The sequence below is a fragment of the Rheinheimera fenheensis genome (genome assembly GCF_039871805.1).
Lineage (GTDB): Bacteria > Pseudomonadota > Gammaproteobacteria > Enterobacterales > Alteromonadaceae > Alishewanella > Alishewanella fenheensis.
On record NZ_JBDPJM010000001.1, the window covers coordinates 156,332 to 180,692 of the forward strand.

At 52.3% G+C, this 24,361-nt stretch carries 20 protein-coding genes; 10 read left to right on the forward strand and 10 right to left on the reverse strand.

The genetic code is table 11. From position 1 onward, the window contains the following. Positions 1-56: 56 nt before the first annotated feature. Together ABGI61_RS00565 and ABGI61_RS00570 are read left to right on the forward strand one after the other, a co-directional pair. Positions 57-2,426: a fatty acid cis/trans isomerase gene (locus tag ABGI61_RS00565; RefSeq protein WP_347595267.1), complete on the forward strand. Its 2,370-nt coding sequence runs from the start codon at positions 57-59 to the stop codon at positions 2,424-2,426. A 119-nt stretch (positions 2,427-2,545) separates the two neighbouring features. After that, positions 2,546-3,469: a M14 family metallopeptidase gene (locus ABGI61_RS00570; protein WP_347595270.1), complete on the forward strand. Its 924-nt coding sequence runs from the start codon at positions 2,546-2,548 to the stop codon at positions 3,467-3,469. 74 nt (positions 3,470-3,543) lie between these two features. Here ABGI61_RS00570 and ABGI61_RS00575 read toward each other — a convergent pair whose 3' ends face one another. Continuing rightward, on the reverse strand, positions 3,544-3,807 hold the full coding sequence (locus tag ABGI61_RS00575) for a Txe/YoeB family addiction module toxin (protein WP_347595273.1): 264 nt from the start codon (positions 3,805-3,807) through the stop codon (positions 3,544-3,546). Further along, positions 3,800-4,054: a type II toxin-antitoxin system Phd/YefM family antitoxin gene (locus ABGI61_RS00580; RefSeq protein WP_347595276.1), complete on the reverse strand. Its 255-nt coding sequence runs from the start codon at positions 4,052-4,054 to the stop codon at positions 3,800-3,802. Before ABGI61_RS00580 ends, ABGI61_RS00575 begins: the two co-directional genes overlap by 8 nt. Positions 4,055-4,565: 511 nt before the next feature. Here ABGI61_RS00580 and ABGI61_RS00585 point away from each other — a divergent pair. Continuing rightward, complete coding sequence (locus tag ABGI61_RS00585; protein WP_347595279.1) at positions 4,566-5,021, forward strand: SLATT domain-containing protein; 456 nt, start codon at positions 4,566-4,568, stop codon at positions 5,019-5,021. A gap of 106 nt (positions 5,022-5,127) precedes the next feature. On the opposite strand, the gene ABGI61_RS00590 is transcribed toward ABGI61_RS00585, so the two are convergent. From ABGI61_RS00590 to ABGI61_RS00600, 3 genes are all read right to left on the reverse strand, one after another. Then, the gene (locus tag ABGI61_RS00590; RefSeq protein WP_347595282.1) at positions 5,128-6,588 is read right to left on the reverse strand and encodes an aminoacyl-histidine dipeptidase; all 1,461 of its coding nucleotides are present in this window, start codon (positions 6,586-6,588) and stop codon (positions 5,128-5,130) included. An 83-nt stretch (positions 6,589-6,671) separates the two neighbouring features. Further along, positions 6,672-8,717 carry a site-specific recombinase gene (locus ABGI61_RS00595; RefSeq protein ID WP_347595285.1) on the reverse strand — a complete coding sequence of 682 codons (2,046 nt, stop codon included), beginning with the start codon at positions 8,715-8,717 and terminating at the stop codon, positions 6,672-6,674. A gap of 96 nt (positions 8,718-8,813) precedes the next feature. Next, a complete protein-coding gene (locus ABGI61_RS00600; RefSeq protein WP_347595288.1) occupies positions 8,814-11,744 on the reverse strand; it encodes a diguanylate cyclase in 2,931 nt (976 codons plus the stop codon). 173 nt (positions 11,745-11,917) lie between these two features. On the opposite strand from ABGI61_RS00600, the gene ABGI61_RS00605 reads away from it, so the two are divergent. The 7 genes from ABGI61_RS00605 to recG all read left to right on the forward strand — a co-directional run bounded on the left by ABGI61_RS00605 (position 11,918) and on the right by recG (position 19,125). Beyond that, the gene (locus tag ABGI61_RS00605) at positions 11,918-12,403 is read left to right on the forward strand and encodes a PaaI family thioesterase (RefSeq protein WP_347595291.1); all 486 of its coding nucleotides are present in this window, start codon (positions 11,918-11,920) and stop codon (positions 12,401-12,403) included. A 211-nt stretch (positions 12,404-12,614) separates the two neighbouring features. Next, a complete protein-coding gene (gene gmk / locus ABGI61_RS00610; protein WP_347595294.1) occupies positions 12,615-13,247 on the forward strand; it encodes a guanylate kinase in 633 nt (210 codons plus the stop codon). Between the two features lie 46 nt (positions 13,248-13,293). Further along, the gene (rpoZ, locus tag ABGI61_RS00615) at positions 13,294-13,569 is read left to right on the forward strand and encodes a DNA-directed RNA polymerase subunit omega (RefSeq protein WP_347595296.1); all 276 of its coding nucleotides are present in this window, start codon (positions 13,294-13,296) and stop codon (positions 13,567-13,569) included. Between the two features lie 126 nt (positions 13,570-13,695). After that, positions 13,696-15,819, forward strand: coding sequence for a bifunctional GTP diphosphokinase/guanosine-3',5'-bis pyrophosphate 3'-pyrophosphohydrolase (spoT, locus tag ABGI61_RS00620; RefSeq protein ID WP_347595299.1), 2,124 nt, complete (start codon positions 13,696-13,698; stop codon positions 15,817-15,819). A gap of 5 nt (positions 15,820-15,824) precedes the next feature. Beyond that, on the forward strand, positions 15,825-16,217 hold the full coding sequence (ridA, locus tag ABGI61_RS00625; protein ID WP_347595302.1) for a RidA family protein: 393 nt from the start codon (positions 15,825-15,827) through the stop codon (positions 16,215-16,217). Positions 16,218-16,222: 5 nt separating this feature from the next. Further along, positions 16,223-17,050, forward strand: a complete 828-nt coding sequence (locus ABGI61_RS00630) for a substrate-binding periplasmic protein (RefSeq protein WP_347595305.1) — start codon at positions 16,223-16,225, stop codon at positions 17,048-17,050. Then, on the forward strand, positions 17,050-19,125 hold the full coding sequence (gene recG / locus ABGI61_RS00635; RefSeq protein WP_347595307.1) for an ATP-dependent DNA helicase RecG: 2,076 nt from the start codon (positions 17,050-17,052) through the stop codon (positions 19,123-19,125). The genes ABGI61_RS00630 and recG overlap by 1 nt, the downstream gene beginning before the upstream one ends. Here the strand turns inward: recG and ABGI61_RS00640 are convergent. The 5 genes from ABGI61_RS00640 to ABGI61_RS00660 all read right to left on the reverse strand — a co-directional run bounded on the left by ABGI61_RS00640 (position 19,122) and on the right by ABGI61_RS00660 (position 24,225). Beyond that, the gene (locus tag ABGI61_RS00640; protein WP_347595310.1) at positions 19,122-20,285 is read right to left on the reverse strand and encodes a trans-sulfuration enzyme family protein; all 1,164 of its coding nucleotides are present in this window, start codon (positions 20,283-20,285) and stop codon (positions 19,122-19,124) included. The genes recG and ABGI61_RS00640 overlap by 4 nt on opposite strands. A 176-nt stretch (positions 20,286-20,461) precedes the next feature. Then, positions 20,462-21,292, reverse strand: coding sequence for a sulfate/thiosulfate ABC transporter permease CysW (gene cysW / locus ABGI61_RS00645; RefSeq protein WP_347595313.1), 831 nt, complete (start codon positions 21,290-21,292; stop codon positions 20,462-20,464). Next, positions 21,289-22,134, reverse strand: a complete 846-nt coding sequence (cysT, locus tag ABGI61_RS00650; protein WP_347595316.1) for a sulfate/thiosulfate ABC transporter permease CysT — start codon at positions 22,132-22,134, stop codon at positions 21,289-21,291. Before cysT ends, cysW begins: the two co-directional genes overlap by 4 nt. 2 nt (positions 22,135-22,136) lie before the next feature. Continuing rightward, the gene (gene cysP, locus ABGI61_RS00655; RefSeq protein ID WP_347595319.1) at positions 22,137-23,141 is read right to left on the reverse strand and encodes a thiosulfate ABC transporter substrate-binding protein CysP; all 1,005 of its coding nucleotides are present in this window, start codon (positions 23,139-23,141) and stop codon (positions 22,137-22,139) included. 19 nt (positions 23,142-23,160) lie between these two features. Next, positions 23,161-24,225 carry a sulfate/molybdate ABC transporter ATP-binding protein gene (locus tag ABGI61_RS00660; RefSeq protein ID WP_347595322.1) on the reverse strand — a complete coding sequence of 355 codons (1,065 nt, stop codon included), beginning with the start codon at positions 24,223-24,225 and terminating at the stop codon, positions 23,161-23,163. Between the last annotated feature and the right edge of the window lie 136 nt (positions 24,226-24,361).

Sequence of the window (24,361 nt, forward strand, 5' to 3'; positions counted from 1 at the left end):
GTCAAGCCGCGCTAAACACGCTAGCATAAGGCATCACGCTCAAAGTGGGAGCCACTATGCTGGCACGAAAACGCAAAATCTGGTTAGTGTTGGCGGTGTTAGTTTGCGCCGGCTGTGCCGCGCTGGCGGGTATGGAACTGGATAAACAGTACGGCCGCGCGACGCCGGATAACCGCGCCGCCATCAGCGCCGCCACCGATGAACTGTTTAACCAGCAGGTTAAGCCGCTTATCGACGCACGCTGCGTTGTGTGTCATGCCTGTTATGACTCGCCCTGCCAGCTGAATATGACCACAGCTGACGGCATAGCACGTGGCGCGCACAAAGAAAAAGTGTATGACGGCACCCGCTTATTAGCGGCAACACCACAGCGATTATCGCTGGATGCACAAAGCATAACGCAGTGGCGCGAGCGCGGCTTTTTTCCGGTACTTAATGAGCGCAGCCAAAACCCCACGGCCAATACTCAGGGGTCGGTGCTGGCCAGAATGCTGGAGCTGAAACAGCAACAGCCGCTGCCCGAGATTACCATTTTACCCAAGGCATTTGATTTTAGCCTGAACCGCGAGCAAAGCTGCCCCACCATTGAAGAGTTTGATCACTTCGCCCGCCGTGAGCCGTTAGCGGGTATGCCTTATGGCCTACCCGCCCTTAGCCGTGATGAGCATCAGCGGTTAATGACGTGGCTGGCGCAAGGCGCGCCAATGCCGGCTAGCAAGCCACTTAGCGCTGAGCAACAGGCCGAAGTGACCAGGCTGGAGCAGTGGCTAAATGCCGATGATCTGAATAGGCAGCTCAGTGCACGCTATATTTACGAGCATCTGTTTACCTCACAGCTGTATTTTAGCGCCTTGCATTCTGCGCAGGAAACACCGCAGTTTTATCAGCTGGTACGTTCAAAAACACCGCCCGGCGAGTCCATTGAAGTGATTGCCACCCGCCGGCCCTTTGACGACCCTGGCGTGACGCGGCCTTACTACCGGCTGCTGGCGCTTGACGCCACCATTGTTAATAAAACTCACCAGCCGTATGACATTAATGCCGATTTACTGGCCAAGTGGCAGCGCTGGTTTGTTGAAGCCGATTATCAGGTAACACAGCTGCCCAGCTATGAACCCGAGGTGGCCGCTAACCCACTAACGGCTTTTGTGCAACTGCCAGTGAATGCGCGTTACCGCTTTATGCTGGAGCGGGCCGAAAACACCATTATGGGCTATATCAAAGGCCCGGTGTGTCGCGGCCAGGTGGCACTAAATGTGATTAACGATCACTTCTGGGTGTACTTTGTCGCCCCCGAGATGGCCAGCAGCAAAGAGGTGGAGGCGTTTTACTTGTCACAGCGCGATAACCTGCGGCTACCCGCTGAGAAAGACAGCAGCACCCTGGCACTCAGCTGGGTCGCCTTTGCTAAACGCCAGGGCCATTACGTGCGGGCGCGCAGTGCGTTCTTAAACCGGGTATTACAAGATGGCCGCCACTTAACCGAACGCGGCCTGTGGGATGGCGATGGCACTAACGACAACGCCAGCCTGACGGTGTTTCGCCATTTTGATAACGCTACCGTAGTAAAAGGCCTGGTAGGGCAACAGCCGAAAACCGCTTGGGTAATTGATTATGCGCTGCTGGAGCGTATCCACTATCTGCTGGTGGCCGGTTTTGACGTGTACGGCAATTATGGCCATCAATTGATGACGCGGCTGTATATGGATTTTCTGCGTATGGAGGGCGAGTCGAACTTTCTGGCGTTTTTACCGCCTGATGAGCGCCGGCGCGAATTTAACAACTGGTATCAAAAATCCGGGGTCGAGCTTACTGCTTTTATCCGCGATGATATTAACTCTTTTGCCCAGCCCAGTGGCTTAAGCTTTAGCTCCGAAACACCCAAAGCCGAGCTGTATCAGCGCTTTGCCAGCCATTTAGCCAAAGTGCAGCCCAAGCGTTATCAGCTGGCCAACGCCAGTTTAACGGCAAATAGCCGCGCCTTACTGGCGCAATTGGGCTCGCTGAGCGGCAATACTGCGGCAATTTTGCCAGAGCTGACGATGCTTATGGTAGAACCTGCGGCTGGCGGCCAAGCGCAGCTATTTACCCTTATTCGCAACAGTGCGCATTATAATGTCAACAGCCTGTTTAGCGAGGCGGATAACCGCAACCCGGCTGAAGATAACATGACGCTGGTTCATGGCCTGCTGGGCAGCTACCCCAATGCCTTTTGGCGGGTAAAAGAAGCCGATTTGGCCAAACTGGTAGCACAGGCAAAACAAATTAACAGCGAACAGGATTACACCAAACTGCTGGATAACTTTGGCATAAGACGCAGCCACCCAGACTTTTGGGCTTTTAGCGACAAGCTAAACCAGCAGTTTAGGCAAAACCACCCGGTAGACAGCGGCTGGCTGGATTACAACCGGCTGGAAAACCGCTGACTTGCCCTTGTGCCACGCCCAGCGCCAATAGCCAGCCATGACCAATAAATGCTAAAGTCGCGCCACTGAGAAGGCTGTCGCTGGCAGCCGGTAGTTTGCGATTTTGCAGTGGAGTAAGCATGGATAAAATTTATCATATTGGCACTGTCGGCCAGGCCTGGGGCGCAGCAGAAACCGCACAGTGGTTAAGTGAGCAAACCGTAAAACGTAGTTTCTTTACCGAGGTATTACCGGCAATAGAGGCGTTAAGAACTGATTTTAACGTTGAACAATACGGTGAGCTGGATTACCGCTCTGTCAGTGGCAAAACCTACCCGTTGTTTGCCGTGAAAAGCCGCAACTGGCAAAGTGATAAACCCACTGTTTTAGTGACCGGCGGTGTGCATGGCTATGAAACCAGTGGCGTGCATGGCGCGCTGCGCTTTTTACAAACTCAGGCCAAAGCGTACAGTGATACACTGAATGTGCTGGTGCTGCCCTGCATTAGCCCCTGGGGTTATGAAACCATTAACCGCTGGACACCACAAGCAATTGACCCAAACCGCAGTTTTGCCGCCGACGGCAAGGCCGCCGAGGCGCAGTTAGTGCGCCAGTATCTGGCCAGCCTGAACACGTCTTTTGCGCTACATATTGATCTGCACGAGACCACTGACTCGGACAACAGCGAGTTTCGCCCGGCCAAAGCCGCGCGTGATGGTACAGTGAATAAAAACTGGAATATCCCGGATGGCTTTTACACCGTAGATGACAGCGAACACCCCTGCCCGGCGCTGCAAAAAGCCATTATCGACAGTGTCGCAAGGGTGACGCACATCGCTGAAGCGGATGAAAACGGTGAACTGATTGGCGAGAAAATTGCGCAGTTTGGTGTAATTAATTACGCCAAGGCGAGCTTGGGTTTATGCGGCAGTGTGACCGACGCGCCGCTGGTGAGCACCACCGAGGTATACCCGGACAGCCCCAGTGCCACACCCGAGCAGTGTATTCAGGCGCAAGTCGCGGCAGTGGTAGGGGCGTTGGATTATTTGCTGGCTAATAAATGATTTAAGCCGGAGATAACGACACCGCCAGAGGCTTTGCTGCGCTGAGCACATCAGGGTTACGAACTTTGATGGGCTTAATAGTGATAACGGCAGGAAATAATGGTTAGCGCAGCATCATCAACCGCATATACCAGCCGGTTGGTGTCATCAATACGGCGCGACCAGAAGCCGGATAGATTCTCCTTTAACGGCTCAGGTTTGCCAATGCCGTCAAACGGGCTGCGCTTAGTTTCTGTAATCAGTTTATTGATGCGTTTTAGCGTTTTTTTATCCTGGCTTTGCCAGTACAGATAATCGTGCCAGGCTTCATCTGTCCAACACAGTAAGCGACTAGTCACTCACCAACTCTCGCGCTGTAACTTTGCCAGAGTGGTATTGGGCGATAGAGCGTTGCAAATGCTCGGCGTTAGCGGGTGAGCGCAGTAAATGCACGGTTTCCATCAGACTGTTGTAGTAGTCGAGTGACATTACCACCGCATCTTCAGCGTCCCGCCGTGTAATGACAGTGGTATCAGCGTCGTTCACCACAGCGTCAAGCACCGCTTTCAAGCTATTTCTGGCTTCGGTAAAAGAGACAACTTTCATAGCACCTCAACATGTACGTTAAACAGCACAAGTATAGGCATAATAGCTAGACTTGTACAGAAGTCAGAACACTTACAAAACAGCGAGCAATTGAGTTACACAAAAAGTGAAAAATGTCCGCATTATCGGTAGTTAATGCACAGCATGTAACAGGACATATTCTGGACATCACATTTAGTGACGGCCACAGCACAGTTGTCGACTTTGCGCCTTTTATATTCTCTGTCGGGCATCCGGATTATGGAACATATAAACAGTTGAGGGCATTTTCTACCATACAGGCTGGAAGATGGTGGCTTGAACTGGGGTGATCATACAAGAGTTTACCGGTTGAATATCTATACTACAATCAGATAACCAAGCAAAAATCACGTTAGAATTTTTATTTAACTAATAATATCTGCTTGACCAAAATTAAAAACGAAATAATATTTAATCTTACAAGAGCCGCATGACTGAAGTAAGGAGTAGCCAGAGAGAATAAGCTCTACCACCTCAAGGAGCCAGCCTCATGAAAATGTCATATATTGAAGACAAATTTTATCTCCAAATCCAAAGCGAAATAGACAAAGTAGAGAAAAAGTCCGATGAATACAGATTCTATTACTATGCTATCAGGATATTTACTTTACTACTTTCAGGCGTTATAACAATTTTATCCGGTCTAAATTTAGGCTATTACAAACCCTTTGAGCCCTCATTAATCCAAAACCTCATTCTCGTATTTGGCGCTTCGGCAACTGTTCTAAATGGAGTTGATACCCTTTTTCAGTTTGAGAAAAAAGGCTCAACATACAAGCTAATGTTAAATGAGTTAAGGTCACTGAGGAGTGAAATCGTATTTCATTTCATAAAGAATAAAGACAGCAATAAAAAGCTTGACGAGAAAACATTAGAAGATCTTTTTTCCAAGTATAAAACAATAAAACAATATTCGAACAATCTATTGGAAAAAGAGTCTAAATGAAATAAAGACAGGGAAGATCATCACCCTAGTATATGGTAAGAAATATCACTAAATTACGCACAACAAGCAAAGCCCTACAATCGGGCTTTACTTGTTTTCTGCTTCTTCAACCACGCTCAGGAATACGCTCCAGCACGGCTAACAGTAACTCCCAGTACTGGCCAACGGTGGTGATATTGACCATTTCATCCGGCCCGTGCGGGAAACGGATGGTGGGGCCAATGGAGACCATATCCATGTCCGGGTACGGCTTTTTAAACAGACCGCACTCTAAACCGGCGTGGATCACCATAATCACCGGCTCTTTGTTATAAATGGCCTGGTAGGTGTCTTTCACTATCGCCATGACCGGCGAGGCTGGGTCTGGCTTCCAGCCAGGATAAGCACCGCTGAACTTTACCGGCACACCGGCCAGCTGCGCTAATGAGCTTAACATGCCCTCAACCTGCTCACGGCCGCTGTCAATTAACGAGCGGATTAAACACAGCACCTGCACGCTGCTGTCTGTGGTGGTAATGACGCCCATATTCAGCGAGGTTTCTACCACACCGGCAATATCATCGCTCATGCGCATTACGCCGTTGGGGCAGACATTTAACAGATTAACCAACCGCGCCTGCACCTCTGGCGTTAATACCTGCGCTGGCAGCGTGGTTTCTGCCAGACTTAACTTTAACGCTGGCTCTACGGCGGCTAACTCTTGCTGTAACAGTGCCTGATAATCTGCTACCTGCTGCTGTAGCTGGCCAAGCTTGGCTGCTGGCACGGTAAGCGTCACGCTGGCTTCACGCGGAATGGCGTTACGTAGCGAGCCGCCGTTAAAAGCGGCTACATTAAGCTCTAACTCAGCCGCATTATCGGCTAAAAAGCGCGCCAGTAATTTATTGGCATTGCCACGGCCTAAATGAATATTCACGCCAGAGTGGCCGCCTTTTAACCCCGTCAGGCTTAACGTTAGCGCTGTAACACCCGCTGCCGGCGCCTGCCACTGTGCCGGCACAGTAAATTCGGCATCTACACCGCCGGCGCAGCCCATATAAATTTCGCCTTCCTGCTCGGAGTCGGTGTTAATTAAGATTTCGGCATCCAGCATGCCCGGCTCAACGCCAAAGGCGCCGGTCATGCCAGCTTCTTCGTCTATGGTTAAAAGCACTTCCAATGGGCCGTGTTTAATGTCGATGCTGCCTAAAATGGCCAGTGCCGACGCCATACCAATGCCGTTGTCGGCCCCCAGGGTGGTGCCATTGGCTTTTACCCAGTCGCCATCGACATAGGCTTCAATAGCATCTTTGGTAAAATCATGCACTTTATCGGCATTTTTTTGTGGCACCATGTCTAAGTGCGCCTGAATAACCACCGTTTTGCGGTTTTCAAAACCCGCCGTGGCTGGCTTTTTAATGATCAGGTTGCCAACCTTGTCTTCCAGTACCGATAAGCCTTTATCACGCGCCCAGGCCTGAATATGCTGGCTTAATGCCTGCTCGTATTTTGACGGGTGAGGAATGGCACAAATTTGGGCGAACCATTGCCATAACGGCTGGGGGTAAAGGCTAGCTAATGCTGACACTACAGGCTCCTGCGGTTTGATAAAGGCAAAAACAAAGGCCGGCATTTTAGCACAGCCGGCACTTTGCAGCCTATGGCCTGCCGTTACTTGTCCTGTGTCAGCGGCTTGTCAGCTTTTGTTTCCGCTTTTACGTCACCCTCTGCCAGTGTTTGCTTAACGGCAGTAACCGGAAAGAACACACTCAGTGGTTGCTGCCGGGCCTGCTCCCAAAGGCTTTTTAACAGCAGCGGCAAGCGGCTGATACGGGTGCCACGGGCACGCAGTGCTACGGTTAGCGCCAGGGTAAAACTGACCCATAAGTTTACAAAGCCAATCAGCAGCACAAACAGCAGGTGCAGCAAAAAGCTGAGCATGCCAATTTCCCCACTGACCGCACTGTAGCCCAAATTGGCCGATGAAAACGCGACATGGCGAATATCCAACGGCAAGCCGCTGAGATAACCCAGATAGCCGGTCATGCCCAGCAGCACACCAAAGAAAAAGTTACCGGCCAAAGCGCCGTAATTATCATGCAGATAATCAGCCAGCTTTTGCCGTGGGCCGTTGCGCAGTAGCTTTTTTAACAGCGGGTGGTGAAACAAGCGTAAGCGCAGCTCCAGGCAATTGGCGCGGTTGTCGAAAAACCCCGCGATAATACCAGCGCAAAACAACCAGAGCCCGGCAATAGCAGCATACAGCAGCGCCGAGCTGGTGAAAGGTGAAATAGCAGCCAGCTGATAACTGACCTGAGCCGCATCCAGCAATGGCGTACCACGCAGCAAAACGGTAGCCAGTGCTATGCTGCTGGCCAGCACAATAGCCACACTAACATTGCCCCACACCGCGGCCCATTGTGAGCGGTTTACGTCAATCAGCAGGCTGGCCAGCTTACGGTTTACCGCGCGGCCGTTTTCGCCGCGCTCTACCTCTTGGGCAAAGCTGGCCGCGGTCATCGCCGGCTGTTTAGTAGCAATAGTAAAGTGCAGCATATGTATAAGCACAAAGCCCAAACCATAATTCAGGCTAACCAGCAAAGCACTTTTAAACGGGCTAAAGCCTTGGCTTTCGATGAAAATTTTACTCAGCGCCATCAGTGCGATAATCACACCGGCACCGGCTGCCGATCGCATCAGGGCATAAAAACCGCTGCGGTCACGGGTAATATAATGCTCACCATGGCCGCTTTTGTTCACCGTGATGCTTTTAGACAACATCTGGGTACTGGAGCGCCACAGCGCACTGATACTGTTTTGCTCGGTGCTGGCTTCAATTAAGGTGCTAAACAGGCTAAACAGTTTTTGCCGTTGTACCGCAGGCTCACTGGTGAGCAAATCGACCAGTAAGGCTATCCGATCCAGTGTTTGCTCTAGCCGCTCCAGTAAATGCGCCACGGCAACAGAGCTGCCCACACCCGCGCCACGGCGGCGCAGACGCTCTACCTGCTCGCGTGACTGCGCCATCATCACGTCTAAATGTGCGGTATCCAATAAGGGTCGTTCAGGGTTTAGCAGTTGCTGCTTGCCGCTTTCGACAAACAGGTTCATCTCACGGCTAAGGGCAATAAACGGTGAGTCGACACTGGCTAGGCGCCGGTCTATACGCATTAAATCAGGTTCAATCTCTTCGGCCGCGACCCAAATAGCCAGCATTTCCAATGCGTACAAGCTTTCTTCACGAAAATGGCCCTGCATTTTCGCTAAGGTGGCTTCGCTGCACTGCGCCGCTAAGGCATCAAAGCAGCCTAGCATGGCGTCGCTACCACCCTGCTGCAGCCACAGAGCTTCGGGCTTACCGTTAAACAGTTGCACCAGCACATCTTTAAAGTCGTTTTGGTCGCGCGGTGCCGGGTTTAACCGTTCGTACAGGCGGGAGGCGGTTTCACGAAAAAAGCCGCGGCGAGAAAACAGGCCTAAATTGACCAGTGCCGGGTAAATATTTACCTCGCCCAGCCAGTTAAACAACACTTCGCTGATAGCGGCGGCATGCTTGGGATTCGTTTGCAGCGCATCGCACAGCTTTTGTGGCCGCTGAGCGTGGTCTACCCCCAAACCGTTATAGCTTAGCCAGTTTACCAGGCTGGTGAGCAAGCTCACGGCGCAGCGCTGCTCTGACACACTTCTAACCAGGGTTACGGCACCCAGTGTATCCATCTTTTGTCTCCGGCGCTGTTAAGATATCGCAGGACTATACCCAAAACCGCCGGTAGCCGCAAAACGCTTTCGGTTAAGCCGCGTGTTCTTGTCGCCTCAGTACGGTGATAGTTCAGCGGTTTTATTGCTGTGCACCGGCAGCTGTTGTAACAGGCTGCTGAAGTCGGCATCAGCCGTTGCCTGTTCACCGTGCTCAAGTAACAAATAGCCATCCCGGCCATGCTGTTTTACCCAGTACAGTGCCTGATCAGCCAGTTGCAGTTGCTGCTGCCAGTCGGCCGCCGGCGCAAAGCTGACCGCCCCAACCGAGCCGGTTAACCGGTTAAACACCTGGCTATAAGGCCAGGGCTGGCTGCGCATGGCGCCGAGCAGCCGCTGCAGCAACTGCGGTACATCGGCGCTGTGCTCCAGGATCAGTAAAAACTCCTCGCCACCCCAGCGCACCAGATGATCGGTACTGCGACAATTTTGCCGTACGATGTCGGCTACCTGGCGCAGTATGGCATCACCTACCTGGTGGCCCAGCTTATCGTTAATGCGTTTAAAATGGTCTAGATCCAACAGTGCCAGCGTCAGCGGCTCATTGGCACGCTCAGCCCGTGCCAGGATCTGGCGCATATTGCTGTCAACATAGTGCCGGTTATACAAGCCGGTCAACGCATCCTGCATACTCAGTTGCTGCAACTTCTGGTTTGCCTCATGCAGTGCCTGCGTGCGCTCGGCCACTTGCCGCTCTAGGCGCAGCCGTGCTTTGGCCAGGGCCGATAAGCGCCAGCGATACAGCCCCCACAGCGCCAGTACAACCAGCAGCATAAACAGACTTCGTGCCAGCCAGGTTTGATACCAGTAGGGTGTTAACTGTACCGACAGCTCAACGGTATCGCTCCAGCGGTAATCACCGGCCACCCGCACCTGCAGCATAAAGCGATAGATGCCAGCCGGCAGGTTGGTATAAAACGCTTCGCGCCGGTTAAAGGCGTAAATCCAGTCTTTGTCATAACCTTGCAACTGGTAGCGAAATTCCAGCGATGAGGCCTGCAGAAAAAACGGCGCAGTAAACCGGATACGCCAGTCGCGTGCTTCAGGCGGCAAGCTAATATCTTGCTGAAGATATTGTTGATCAGCGGCGATTACCGCTGTTATGACTGGCTCTGGCACGGCACTATGGTGAATAAGCTGCTGCAACGGAAGCGATACCACGCCATCCAAAGTGGGGTACCACACCCGGCCCTGATGCACTAAACCCTTGCTGCTGCCAGCGCCATTGCAGCAGCGGTGCGAGTCGGTTTCAGCTTCAGGCCGGCGGTCATCGACCAGCATATACAGCTGGTCTATTTTTCCCTGCGCCAGCGCCGGATAACTTAGTCGGTAAAAGCCCTGAAAGTTACTGATCAGTAGCTGGTTATCAATTTTTTCAACGTGCATTACGCCATTACCAGGCATGCCACTACGCTGATTAAACCAGTGCCATGCTCCGGGCTGGCCATAAATAAAGCCCTGGTCAAAGCTGCCTATCAGTAAGTTGCCATCAGCAAACTGTTTAATCACACTGATAAAACTGCCGGACAAGGGCGTATCCAACACCGGCGTAAAACCGCTATCGTCGCCCAGATAGAGGCCATTTTCTGTGCCTATCCACAAGCGGTTCTGCTGATCTGGCAGCACTATTCTGACTTTGGCCGTTTGCAGTTGCGCGGACAAAGCATCTTGGCGTAGCTCGTCATGCTTCAGGTAATACAAGCCACCATTGGTACCCACCCACAAGCGCTCCCCTTGCCGTGCCATAGTGGTCACCAGCAAATGGCTGATATTGTCATAATTGCGCTGCCAGGCCAGCGTTTGCCGGTCTAGCCGGCTTAAACCCGCACGGGTCCCAACCCAGAGGGCGTCGCCATCTGATAGCAGGCTGTAAACAAACGGATTGGGCAGATATTGATTGGCACTAAGCGACTGAAACTTACCATACTGCAACAGTGACAACCCTGCACTGGTGCCTACCAGCACATGCTGCTGCCAGGCCTCCAACGCCCAGACATAAGGATCGGGTATGCCCTGCGCTTTACTAAAACGCTGGGTTGGCGGTTTACGTAAACGCTTTAAGCCATGTGAGCGGCTGCCAAACCACAGGTTATGGTGTTTATCCTGCAGCATGCTCTCTACCCAAACAAAGTCCTGATGTTTGCCTTTAACGTAATCTGCCCGCTGCACCTGGCCATGCTCAATCAGATAGGTGTGGCTGTAATGACTAACCCACAGCCGCTGCTGTGCGTCGGTATACAACAGTTCTATACGCGTTTCGCTGCCCTGCTCAAGCAGTTCGACGGGTTGCCAGCTTTGATTAGCCCAGCGGTATAAACCTGCCGTAGTGCCCAAATACAAATGACCATCGTGCCAGGCCAGCTCACTGATTTGCATTGTTGGTAGTGCATCAGGCTTGCCATACCATTGATAATGGCCCTGTTCTAGCGAAGCAAAACCGTCCTGCCCACCGATATAGAGTATGTCGTGGTGCTGATACAGCTGAAAAACCGGGCCCTGATGTGCCGGCACCTGTTGCAGCTGCTGTTGTTGCCAGCGGTATAAGCGGTTACCACCAATATATATAGAGCCGTCGGCCAGCTCGGCAAAGCCGGTAATAGCGCCCTGCAGTGGCGCCTCTTTATCCAGCCGGCTAAGCTGGCCGTCCTGATAGCGCATTAAGCCATTAACACTGCCAATCCACAGCCGGCCTTGCTGATCAAAGTGCAAGGCGGTGATTAAATTAGACGACATTTCCGCCGTGTTGGCCGTGTTAAATACGTCAAACTGCAAGCCATCAAAGCGGGCCAGGCCATTTTGGCTGCCCAGCCAGAGAAAGCCCTGCTTATCCTGCACAATGGCGGTCACCGAAATTTGTGGCAAACCGGCTTCCACCGACCATACCCGGTACAAATAATCCTGTTGGCTTAATACCAATGCCTGAGCACTTCGCAGTGGCACCAGGCAAAGCCAGCACAACGTGATGATATAAGCACCAAGCCTGAACAAAATACCGCATCCTTTACTGAAAACGTAAATATGATGTGACTTTACTATAGCCTGTTTTACCAACAACAGCGGCAGCCGGACGAGTGGTATTTTTAACCGCCTGAGCGGTCAACTTGCGACAATGGTCATACCAGTGTAAGCTCAACGCTATATCGCATTTCGGGACTTTCTTGATGGCCAATTCACTTCGCAAAGCTAACTGGGGCCTAAAACTTTTCGCCTGGCGTTATATTCCGCTAATCGGTTTTTGCTCACCAAAAATTGTCCGTATGGACAGCAAAACGCTGGAAGTGACCATGCCGCACAGCTGGCGAACCAAAAACCATTTGGGCAGTATTTACTTTGGTGCCCTGGCCATCGGTGCCGATCTTGCCGGCGCGTTTTTAGTATTTAGTAAAGCCAAAGCACGCGGCGTAAATGCAAATTTTGCCTTCAAAGATGTTGAAGGCCATTTTTTAAAACGGCCAGAAGCCACGGTGCACTTTACAAGCCATGATGGCGATATTATCGATGCGATGATTGATGAGTCATTGGCCAGCGGCGAGCGCATTAACAAGCCGGTATCGGTGGTGGTTACCTGCCCCAGCCTGCATGGCGATGAGCCGATGGCAACCTTTACGCTAACCTTGTCGGTTAAAGCCAAAAAGAAAAAAAGCTAGCTCATTTCGTCGCATTTCCGCCGGAGCCGGCATACCCACATCAACACGCCGTGAACCCATCCATGGGGGCTCGATTCGGCCATCCTGGCCTGCAACGGTTGACTTAGGGTATACCGACTTCTTACTAAGTTCGTATCATATTTGCAGCTATAGCCAACAACGACTAAAATCCGCAGTCTTTACGCCTTATGCCCAAGCGAGCCAGACTTTTATGCAACACTTAGCCGGCAATTTGTTTATCGTCTCTGCGCCCAGCGGTGCGGGAAAATCCAGCCTGATTCAGGCACTGCTGAAGCGCCACAGCGATATGCAGGTCAGTGTATCGCACACCACCCGCGCACCGCGCCCGGGCGAGCAGGACGGCGTGCATTATCACTTTATCAGTGTTGCTGAATTTAAAGCCTTAATTGCCAAGGACGAGTTTTTTGAATGGGCAGAAGTGTTTGGCAATTACTACGGCACGTCAAAAAGTACCATACGCGATAGCTTAAGCCGTGGCATTGACGTGTTTTTAGATATCGACTGGCAGGGCGCCCGGCAAATAAAAGCGCAGGAAAGCTCGGCCAAAGGCATTTTTATCCTGCCGCCCAGTTTAGCTGAGCTGGAGCAGCGGCTGAACAAGCGTGGCCAGGATTCAAGCGAGGTTATTGCCAAACGCATGGCACAGGCACACAGCGAGATGAGCCATGCCGATGAGTACGAGTATCTGATTATTAACGATAACTTTGACAGCGCGCTAAACGAATTTGAATGCATTGTGCTGGCGCAGCGCAACAGCTTTGGCAGCCAGGCCAGCAAACATCAGGCGCTACTGACGCAACTGTTGGCGAAAACAGCAAATTAGCGTAAACTATGCGGTCTTGTGAATACCCGCACATTCGGAGCAATAGATGGCACGCGTAACTGTTCAAGATGCAGTAGATAAAATTGGTAACCGTTTTGATTTAATTCTGGTGGCTGCACGCCGTGCCCGTCAGTTAGCCGTAGAAGGCAAAGAGCCGCTGGTCGATATCGAAAACGATAAGCCTACCGTAGTAGCCCTGCGTGAAATTGAAAAAGGCCTGATCACCAACACCGTACTGGACGAGCAAGAGCGTCGTGACCAGATGCAACAAGAAGCGTCAGAAATGGCTGCTGTTGCTGCTATTATCGGTTCAGACCACTAAAAAGCCCCGCCATCTGCAGGCCAGCGGCGTATTAGCCGTTGGCAACTGCAATAAATAGACGTATATTCATAATAAATCCCGCGCTTAACGGCGTGTCTTGTTTGCTGTCGCAGTTTGGGAGCACCGGTGTATTTATTTGAAGGTCTGAAAAATCAGATTAGTGCTTACTTGCCACCCGAGCAGGTTGCTTTAGTGCAACAGGCTTACATAGTGGCGAGAGACGCGCACGCGCCGCAAACCCGCTCCAGTGGCGAGCCGTACATTACCCACCCGGTGGCAGTAAGCAGCATACTGGCCGACATGCACCTGGACCATGAAACCCTGATGGCCGCCCTGCTGCATGATGTGATAGAAGACACCCCGGTCAGCAAAGAAGAGCTCGCCAGTCAGTTTGGTGACACCGTTGCCGAGCTGGTACAGGGTGTCAGTAAGCTCGATAAGGTAAAATTCAAAGACTATCAGGAATTTGAAGTTACCAACCTGCAAAAAATGTTTATGGCGATGACGCAGGATATTCGCGTTATTTTAATTAAGCTTGCCGACCGTACCCACAATATGCGCACCCTTGGTGCACTCAGGCCAGAAAAGCGCCGCCGCATTGCCAAAGAAACCCTGGAACTGTACGCCCCGATCGCCAACCGCCTCGGTATTCATAATATTAAAAACGAATTGGAAGACTGGGGCTTTCAGGCATTGTACCCGATGCGCTACCGTGCGCTGTCTACAGCGGTAAAACAGGCACGCGGTAACCGCCATGAATTGCTGGAAAAAATCCGTAGTGAAATTCTCAGCCGCCTGGAGCAAGCCGGTATAGCCGCCGAAGTCAGCGGCCGCGAAAAGCACCTGTACAGCATCTACCGCAAAATGAAAAACAAAGAGCTGATGTTCAATGATGTAATGGACATCTATGCCTTTCGGGTGGTGGTAGACAGCATAGATAATTGCTACCGCACTCTGGGTGTGGTGCACAACCTGTATAAACCGATAGAAATCCGCTTTAAAGACTATATTGCTATTCCTAAGCAAAATGGCTATCAGTCGCTGCATACCTCTCTGGTGGGGCCGCACGGCATACCGGTTGAAATTCAAATGCGTACCCGAGAAATGGACGAAATGGCCGACAAGGGTATCGCCGCGCACTGGTTATATAAAGCCAACGGCCAGCATCAGGACACCACCGCGCAAATTCGCGCCCGGCGTTGGATGCAGAGCCTGCTGGAACTTCAGCAAAATGCCGGTAACAGCACCGAGTTTGTCGAGAATGTGAAATCTGAGCTGTACCCGGACGAGCTTTACGTGTTCTCGCCCAAAGGCAAAATTGTCGAGCTGCCGATTGGCGCCACCGCTGTCGACTTTGCTTACGCCGTACATACCGACATTGGTAACCGCTGTGTCGGCGCCAAGGTAGACCGGCGGCCCTATCCGTTAAATAAACCGCTGGAAACCGGCCAGACAGTAGAAATTGTGACCAGCCCGGGCGGTAAACCTAATGCTAACTGGCTGAACTATGTGGTGACCAGCCGGGCGATTTTAGGTATTCGCAACTACCTGAAAAAGCAGCAACAAAATGAGTCTGTCAGTTTGGGTCGACGCCTGCTTGGCTCAGCCTTAGGTGAAGTGAAGCTGGAAGATATCGCGCCTGAGCGCATTGAGCAGGTGCTGCAAAACACCAAACAAAAATCGCTTGATGAGCTGTGCAGTGAAATTGGTCTGGGCAACCAACTGGCGATAGCCGTTGCCCGGCGCTTACTGGGCGAGTTTGACTCGGATGAGTCCAGCAGCAAAGACGATGCCGGCCCGATGCCGAAAAGCAAAGCCTTTATCATTGGCTCTGAAGGTATGCTGCTGACCTTTGCCAAGTGCTGCCGGCCAATACCGGGTGATGATATTGTCGCCAGCGCCACACCGGGTAAAGGCTTAAACGTGCACCGCGCCGATTGCCGCAATATTAAGGGCTGGGATAAAGAGCCAGGTAAGTTTTTCCCAGTACGCTGGGATAAAACCGGCGACAAACAATTCTTGTGCGATATACGCGTGTTTATTGTTAATCGTCAGGGTGTGCTGGCCAAGCTCACTACGCTGATTGCCGGCCAGGATTCTAATATTCAGGATCTGGCGACCGACGATAGAGACACCGGTGAGTATGTGATTAAAATAACGCTGTCGGTGCGCGACAGGGTGCATTTGGCGAATGTGATGCGCAAGATCCGCGTGATGCCAGATGTACAGAAAGTTTACAGAAGGAAATAACAGTAATGTCTAAAGTGATTATCCGTACCAACGATGCGCCTGCCGCCATCGGCACCTACAGCCAGGCGGTAAAAATTGGTACCACGGTATATTTGTCCGGCCAGATCCCGCTGGTGCCTGCCAGCATGCAAATGGTGTCAGACAACTTTGCCGAGCAAACCCATCAGGTGTTCAAAAACCTGGCAGCAGTATGCGATGCCGCCGGTGGTAGCTTGAACGATATGGTCAAGGTGAATATTTTCCTCACCGATTTAAGCCAGTTTGCCACAGTAAATCAGATTATGAGCCAGTACTTTGCAGAGCCGTACCCGGCTCGTGCAGCAGTGCAGGTGTCGGCGTTGCCCCGTGGCGCCCAGATTGAAATTGACGGCGTGATGGAAGTGCCGTCAACCCATTAAATGCTATGGCAAACCTGTGGCAGCGCTACCTCACCCCAGCTTTGTTGTGCAGCCTGTTGGCGGCGCAACCCGTTGCGGCGGAAGAGCCCCTGCCACAGCGCACAGCAATACAGCCACAACTGCTTTGGTGTTTGGACCATTTTCCGCGCTTTCACCACTATGAAGACGTAAACACCCCCTTTGGCCCTTCGGTAGATTTAATGCAGGAGCTAGCCAAACGTGCCGGTTTTAGCCTGGTGTTTACCCCAAGAACAGCGGTTTCACGCTGTTTTCGACTGATGGCTGAAGGTAAGGTAGATTTAATGAGCAACCTGAAATTCAGCGCCGAGCGCGATGCCATTATGCATATGCTGCCCTATAACCAGACGGTGCCGGAAAGCCTGTTTCTGCGTGCTGACGATAAAAGACGTATCGACAGCGAAGCCCAGCTGCAGCAGCTGACGCTGGTAACCATTCGTGGTTATCTGTATTCACCGGCAATGATGACGCTGCTAGAGCAGAAACAGCGTCACGTGGTGGAAGTGGACAGTATAGAATCCGGGCTGGAAATGGTATTTCGCCAGCGGGTTGATGGCCTGGTGGCGCCTACCGTCAGTACCACTAATGCCATCGAAAATACCGCAGGCTATGCCCACCGTTTTCGCCGCGCGGCTATCGATTTAAGCCGTGGTCAGCCAAGTTATATTCATATCGGCTTGTCCCGCCTGAGCCCACATGCAGCGCTGGCGGACAAATTACGGGATGAGCTGGCCTCCATGATTGCCGACGGCACCGTGGCGCGTTTATATGCCGAACCTACGCAAGCGCCCCTTGTAGGCACCCGCAAGCCCTGATGAGTACTTCCTTAGCCAAACTGCCCGTATCGGTCATTAAAGGCGTTGGCGCCAAAGTAGCGGAAAAGCTCGATAAACTGGGTATCTACAGCCTACAGGATATCCTGTTTCATTTACCGCTGCGCTATGAAGACCGCACCCGCGTCTATGCCATTGCCGATCTGATGCCGCTGATGCACGGCACTGTGCTGGGCGAGGTAGTCAGCAGTGAAATCCAGCTGGGAAAAAGGCGCAGCTGGCTGGTAAAAATTAAAGATGGTAGCGGTTATCTGACACTACGGTTTTTTCATTTTAGTGCCGTGCAAAAAAATGCCGTGACACCGGGCGTGCTGCTGCGCTGCTTTGGCGAAGCCAAGCGCGGCCCGCGCGGGCTGGAAATGCTGCACCCGGAATACCGCGTACATAATGATGAACTACTTACTGAAGTCAGTGAAACCTTAACACCTATTTACCCCACTACCGAGGGCTTGCGTCAGGCAACTTGGCGTAACCTAACCGATGCCGCCTTATTGCAGCTACGCAGCAGTGCGCCGGACGAATATCTGGCTGACTATATGGCACAAAACTGGTCACTGGCCGACGCACTGCACTATATTCACCGCCCGCCGCCAGATGCCAGCCTGCAATTGCTGGAGCTGGGTAAACACCCGGCGCAGCAGCGGCTGATTATAGAAGAGCTGGTGGCGCAGCAACTGAGCATGTATAAGCTGCGCAGCCAAAGTCAGCAGCAAAACGCTATCGCCTTACACATTGATACCGCACTGGAGCAGCGTTTTTTAAGCGCCTTACCGTTTGCCCCCACAGGCGCACAGCAGCGGGTGAGTGCAGAAATACGTCACGACTTAGCGCAAAATCTGCCGATGCTACGCTTGGTGCAGGGTGATGTTGGCTCAGGTAAAACTCTGGTTGCCGCCCTGGCCGCGCTGACAGCCATTGGGAATGGTTATCAGGTCGCGCTGATGGCGCCCACCGAACTGCTGGCCGAGCAACACGCGGCGAATTTTGCCCGCTGGTTTATGCCGCTTGGCATTAATGTGGCCTGGCTTGGCGGTAAAACCAAAGGCAAAGCCCGGCAAACGACGCTTAGCGCTATTAGCGATGGCAGCGCCCAGATGATTGTTGGCACCCATGCCTTGTTTCAGCAACAGGTGGCCTTTAAACAATTGGCACTGATTATTATCGACGAGCAGCACCGCTTTGGCGTACATCAGCGCCTGGCCTTGCGGGAAAAAGGTGGTATTGCAGGCAAATATCCGCATCAACTGGTGATGACCGCCACCCCGATACCGCGCACCCTGGCGATGACCGCCTATGCCGATTTAGATACCTCCATTATTGACGAGCTGCCCCCGGGGCGCACGCCGGTTACTACGGTGGCGATACCCGATACGCGGCGTGATGACATCATTGCGCGGGTGCGCAGTGCGGTAAAAACCGAGCAGCGCCAGGCCTATTGGGTCTGTACTTTAATTGAAGAGTCAGAAACCCTGCAAAACCAGGCGGCCGAAGACACCTTGGTGCTACTGCAGCAAGCCCTGCCCGATTTACGTATTGGCCTGGTGCATGGCCGGTTAAAAGCCGCTGATAAACAAGCAGTGATGCAGCAATTCAGTGCCGGCGAGCTGGACTTACTGGTTGCCACTACCGTGATTGAAGTCGGTGTTGATGTACCCAATGCCAGTTTAATGATTATTGAAAACCCAGAAAGATTAGGCCTGGCCCAACTGCACCAGTTACGCGGCCGGGTTGGCCGGGGCAGCACCGCATCGCATTGTGTGCTGTTGTACCATGCACCGCTGTCAAAAACCGCACAGGCCCGGCTGGGTGTGTTGCGTGATTCCAACGATGGCTTTGTGATTGCCCAGCGCGATTTAGAGATCCGTGGCCCCGGCGAGCTGCTGGGCACACGCCAGACCGGTGTGCTGCAATTTAAAATAGCCGACTTAAGCCGCGATGCCGAGTTACTGCCGCAGGCACAACAACTGGCCACCACGCTGTGGCAGCAAAACCCGCCAGCGTGCGAGCAACTGATAAAACGCTGGCTGGCGAATAAAGAAATTTACGGCAATGCCTAAGCAGATACCTGCAGGGCTTGCTGCAGATCTGCTATCAAATCGTCGGGATCTTCAACACCAATACTTAAACGGATTAAATCATCGGTCACCCCGGCAGCTGCGCGGCTTAGCGCATCCATTGCGGCATGGGTGGTGCTGGCCGGGTGACAGGCAAGGCTTTCTAAATCGCCCAGGCTTACTGCTTGGGTAAACAGCTGCAGACTATCAAGAAAACGCGCCGCCCGGTCAAAACCACCTTCCAGCTCAATACTGACCATGCCACCAAAGGCCCCGACGGTGTCGGCCAGCACCGGGTAACCGGCATCAGTGGCTAAGCCCGGATAAATGACCTTAGCCACCGCTGGGTGTTGGGCTAAAAATGCCGCTACCTTGGCCGCACCAGCCAGGTGAGCATCCATTCGAAGCGCCAGTGTGCGCAGGCCGCGCTGCAGCAAATACGCTTCCTGCGGGCCTATCGGTGCACCAATATGTTTTAGCGCTATAGTACGCACCGGCTGCATTAGCGCGGTGCGCCCGGCGACCACACCGGCAATAATATCGCCGTGGCCACTTAAATATTTAGTACCGCTGTGCATCACTAAATCGATACCGTGCTCAAGCGGCTTAAACAAATAAGGCGTTAAAAAGGTGTTGTCACACACCGTAATGGCGCCGGTTTTCGCTGCCGCCGCTTTAACCTTACGATAGTCGGTTACTTTCAGATTAGGGTTGGTAATAGGTTCAAACAGCACCAGCTTGGTGCCGGGGTTAATATTAGCCAGTAAATCGTCGTCACTGGCATAGCGGCTTACTTTAATACCGGCGCGGCTTAGCGTATTGATTAAAAATGCTGCCGTGCCGCCGTACACCGGGTCAATAAAAGCCACTTCGTCGCCGCTACTGACCAGTGCATAAAAGATACTGCTTACCGCCGCCATACCACTGGCCACCACCAGGGCTTCATCGGCCCCCTCCAGGCTTGCCAGCTGCTGCTCCAGCGCCTGCACTGTCGGGTTACCCATGCGGCTATAAATAAAACCCGGCTGCTCACCAGCAAAGCGGGCCTTGCCCTCTGCCGCCGTGCCATAGGTAAAAGTACTGCTTTGATAAATAGGCGTGGTTAATGCGCCGGTTTGCTGATCGCCATGGCTACTGTGCAGCAATTGCGTTTTAAATTTCATAGATAACATCCGCTAAATAGCCGCTTTGGCCACTTTGATAATGCGGCTATTGTATGCCTGCAGCAACATACTGAGAAGCATTTCATAACTATTAGCTATATCAAATAGAGATACACGGCCATCTAGATATATATGCTGCCAGAAAGGGTGGGTATGCTGAGACCGATAGCGCCCGCTCAGTGCTCGTCGCGGGCTAATTTCCACTGCAAAACCGCTTTTACTACTAAGGTGGCAATAGCAATTAAGGTTAGCAGTGCCGCTGCAATAAAGGCTCCAGCGGTATTGTAGTCTTGCTGCAGTAATTCGATATGCAGCGGCAAAGTATTGGTTTGCCCGCGAATGGTACCAGACACCACCGACACAGCGCCAAATTCACCCACCGCCCGGGCATTGGTTAAGATCACACCGTACAAAAGCGCCCAGCGGATATTCGGCAGCGTAATATGCCAGAACACCTGCCAGCCACTGGCGCCTAACAACACGGCGGCTTCTTCCTGCTCAGTGCCTAAAGTGGACATTAGTGGCACTAACTCGCGCACCACAAAAGGACAAGAGACAAACACCGTCACCATCACCAAACCGGGCCAGGCAAACATCAGTTGCATGTCATACTGGTTCAGAAGCTCGGCAAAAGGGCCGTTGCTGCCATACAACAACAGGTACAGCAAACCAGCCACCACTGGCGATACCGCAAAGGGAATGTCAATCAGGGTCAGTAAAAACCGCCGGCCAGGAAAGCTAAAACGTGTCACACACCAGGCAATTAAGGTACCAAACACCAGGTTTATCGGCACGGTTAAACCTGCCACCAGTAAGGTCAGGCCGATGGCATGCAGCATATCTGGCTCGGTCAGATTCTGCCAAACGCCACCTATACCGGCAGAAAAGGCGGCGATAAAAATAAACACCAAGGGCACCACCAGTAACAACAGGGTAAGCACTACACCGGTGCTGATCAGTAAGGGTTTTAGCCAGCGCTGCGCACTGTTAAGCCTGATATTATTCATTTGGGGCCACCGGTAATATGCTGATAACGCTGCTGTATACCATTGATAATAAACAGCAATGTAAGCGACACAATGAGCACCACACTGGCGATGGCCGCCGCGGCGGCGTAATCAAACTCTTGTAGACGGACAAAGATCATCAGTGAGGTGACTTCGGTTTGCCAGGGCAAGTTACCAGCGATAAAAATCACCGCACCAAATTCGCCCAGACTGCGGGTAAAAGACAACGCCGTACCGGTGAGCAGTGCCGGTTTAATTTCCGGTAAGATGACGCGGAAAAACGTCTGTATCGGGCTGGCACCCAGGGTTGCTGACGCCTCTTCATATTCAGGGCCAAATTCTTCCAGCACTGGCTGCACGGTACGTACCACAAAGGGCACACTGGTAAACACCATCGCCACCACGATGCCCAGCCAGGTGTAAGACACTTTAATATCCCACAGCGCGAGATATTGGCCAAACCAACCTTGTGTTGAAAACACCGCCGCTAAGGTTAACCCCGCCACCGCCGTGGGCAAGGCAAAGGGCAAGTCCATCAAACCATCCAGCAGCACCCGCCCCGGGAAACGGTAGCGGGTTAAAATCCAGGCCATAAGCAAGCCAAAAAACAGATTGAACACACTGGCTACGGCCGCCGCCGACGCGGTCACTTTATAGGTTGCCACCACGCGTGGGTCGCTGATAATGGCCCAGTACTCCTGCCAGCTAAGACCCGCTACCTGCAACACCAGGCCACTAATGGGCAGCAAAATCACTAAACTGATAAAAAACAGGCTACTGCCCAGGCTAATGGTAAAGCCCGGCAGCACCCGCTTACTGTTGTTGCTGCGATAAAATGCCACGGTTAGCGCTTAGCCTCGGCTAGCAATTTGTCTAACAGGCCGCCACTGGCAAAATGTTGCTGCTGCACCTGCGCCCAACCGCCAAATTTCTGCTCAACAGTAAAGAGTTCTGTTGCCGGGAATTGATCTGCCGTGGCCGCCACCACTTCAGGGTGATGTACGCGGTAAAAATAGCGCGCCAACACCTGCTGCGCTTCTTTGCTGTACAAGTAAGTTAAATAAGCTTTCGCTTGCTGTTCGGTGCCATTACGCTGAATATTTTTGTCAATCCAGGCCACCGGAAACTCGGCCAGCACATTGGTGGGTGGCACGACCCGCTCAAACTGTTGATCAGGATATTGCGCGATAATGTTGTTCACCTCTGACTCGAAGGTAATTAAAACATCGCCCAAACCGCGCTCAACAAAAGACGTGGTGGCGCCGCGACCGCCAGTGTCAAATACCACCACCCGGGCTAAAAACTGCTTTAACCACTGCTGGGCTTGCTGCTCGTCGTTATTAAAGCGCAGTAAGGCATCTCCATAGGCGCCCAAATAGGTGTAGCGGGCATTGCCCGAGGTTTTCGGGTTAGGAAACACTAGCCCGACATCGGCTTTGGTTAAATCTGCCCAGCTACTAATTTGCTTAGGGTTACCCTTGCGCACCATAAAGGCCATGGTGGAGTAGTACGGTGAGCTGTTATTGTCCAGCCGCTCACGCCAGTTGGCCGGCAGTAAGTTACCGCGCTGGTGCAAAATATCGATGTCGGTACTTTGGTTAAAGGTCACCACATCGGCTCTTAAGCCCTGAATAATCGCCTGTGCCTGACGCGATGAGCCGCCATGCGACTGCTTTATCTCCAGGGTTTCGCCGGTTTGCTGCTGATAATGCGCAATAAACAGCGGGTTTATCTCCGCAAACAACTCACGGGCAATATCGTAGCTGCTGTTTAGCAGCTCTTTTGCCGTAAGCGGTGCCGACAATAACGCCACCACTGCAGCAAAAGACAAGGTTTTGATCATCTGCATGTTAAGCCTTCCTATTAAGTTAAATATTTTCACCGAGAAACACTTTGCTGTAACGCGGCTGGATCCAGGCGACATCACCCTGCGCCAGCTGTAATTGCTTAAACTGCTCTTTGGGCAGTTCAATATGGATAAGCTGCTGGTCGCTATCGCTTAGCACTTCCAGCCTGGCAACCGGCCCGACGATGGTGACCAAATCCAGCGTCACTTTTAAGCTGTCACTGACCGGCGCTTTGTACACATCAATTTCATGCGGCCGCACATAGGCTAAACCGTCCTGCTCTTCGCCATTATTGTGCTCAGGTGAGGCTAACTTAACGTTGCCTATGGTGGTATGGCCTTGTTTTACCCGGGCATGAAATAGATTCACATTACCCAAAAATTCATACACAAACGGATTGGCCGGGTTGTCATACACCTGCTCGGGTGTGCCATCCTGCTCTATCGCGCCCTTGTTCATCACCACGATGCGGTCAGCTACTTCCAGCGCTTCTTCCTGATCGTGGGTCACAAACACACTGGTAACATGAATTTCATCATGTAAGCGACGCAACCAACGGCGCAGCTCGGCCCGCACCTTGGCATCCAGCGCACCGAAGGGCTCATCCAGTAGCAGCACTTTGGGCTCGACAGCTAACGCACGGGCCAGGGCGATACGCTGACGCTGGCCACCGGAAAGCTGTGCCGGGTAGCGATCTGCTGTCCAGTCCAGCTGTACCAGTTGCAGCAGGTTATTGACTTTTTTCGCTATCTCGGCCTTGTTCGGCCGCAGTTTTTTTGGCTTTACCGTAAGGCCGTAAGCCACGTTTTCAAACACTGTCATATGTTTAAACAACGCATAGTGCTGAAAGACAAAGCCCACACCCCGCTCAGACACATGCTGGCCGGTAATATCCTCGTTGTTAAAGCGGATACGGCCGCTATCGGCCTGCTCCAGCCCGGCGATTATGCGCAGCAAGGTGGTTTTACCTGAGCCCGACGGCCCCAACAGCGCAGTCAGCTCGCCGGTTTTTATCGCCAGGCTAACGTTATCGACGGCGATAAAGTTACCAAAGCGTTTAGTGACCTGTTCAATACTGATACTCATGAGTGCTGGGTTCCACCTGTTAAAACGACAAAGGCCATGCAAGCCAATCCTGACAATACACCTGGCATAATAAAGCGAATTTTAATTACCAATAAATAGTGATTTACAATGTTATATATCTAAAAGAAATATCAAA

Coding starts and splice junctions, on each gene's coding strand:
- ABGI61_RS00565 (WP_347595267.1), top strand. CDS start 57: ATGCTGGCACGAAAACGCAAAATCTGGTTAGTGTTGGCGGTGTTAGTT.
- ABGI61_RS00570 (WP_347595270.1), top strand. CDS start 2,546: ATGGATAAAATTTATCATATTGGCACTGTCGGCCAGGCCTGGGGCGCA.
- ABGI61_RS00580 (WP_347595276.1), bottom strand. CDS start 4,054: ATGAAAGTTGTCTCTTTTACCGAAGCCAGAAATAGCTTGAAAGCGGTG.
- ABGI61_RS00585 (WP_347595279.1), top strand. CDS start 4,566: ATGAAAATGTCATATATTGAAGACAAATTTTATCTCCAAATCCAAAGC.
- ABGI61_RS00595 (WP_347595285.1), bottom strand. CDS start 8,717: ATGGATACACTGGGTGCCGTAACCCTGGTTAGAAGTGTGTCAGAGCAG.
- ABGI61_RS00605 (WP_347595291.1), top strand. CDS start 11,918: ATGGCCAATTCACTTCGCAAAGCTAACTGGGGCCTAAAACTTTTCGCC.
- gmk (WP_347595294.1), top strand. CDS start 12,615: ATGCAACACTTAGCCGGCAATTTGTTTATCGTCTCTGCGCCCAGCGGT.
- rpoZ (WP_347595296.1), top strand. CDS start 13,294: ATGGCACGCGTAACTGTTCAAGATGCAGTAGATAAAATTGGTAACCGT.
- ridA (WP_347595302.1), top strand. CDS start 15,825: ATGTCTAAAGTGATTATCCGTACCAACGATGCGCCTGCCGCCATCGGC.
- ABGI61_RS00630 (WP_347595305.1), top strand. CDS start 16,223: ATGGCAAACCTGTGGCAGCGCTACCTCACCCCAGCTTTGTTGTGCAGC.
- recG (WP_347595307.1), top strand. CDS start 17,050: ATGAGTACTTCCTTAGCCAAACTGCCCGTATCGGTCATTAAAGGCGTT.
- ABGI61_RS00640 (WP_347595310.1), bottom strand. CDS start 20,285: ATGAAATTTAAAACGCAATTGCTGCACAGTAGCCATGGCGATCAGCAA.
- cysW (WP_347595313.1), bottom strand. CDS start 21,292: ATGAATAATATCAGGCTTAACAGTGCGCAGCGCTGGCTAAAACCCTTA.
- cysP (WP_347595319.1), bottom strand. CDS start 23,141: ATGCAGATGATCAAAACCTTGTCTTTTGCTGCAGTGGTGGCGTTATTG.
- ABGI61_RS00660 (WP_347595322.1), bottom strand. CDS start 24,225: ATGAGTATCAGTATTGAACAGGTCACTAAACGCTTTGGTAACTTTATC.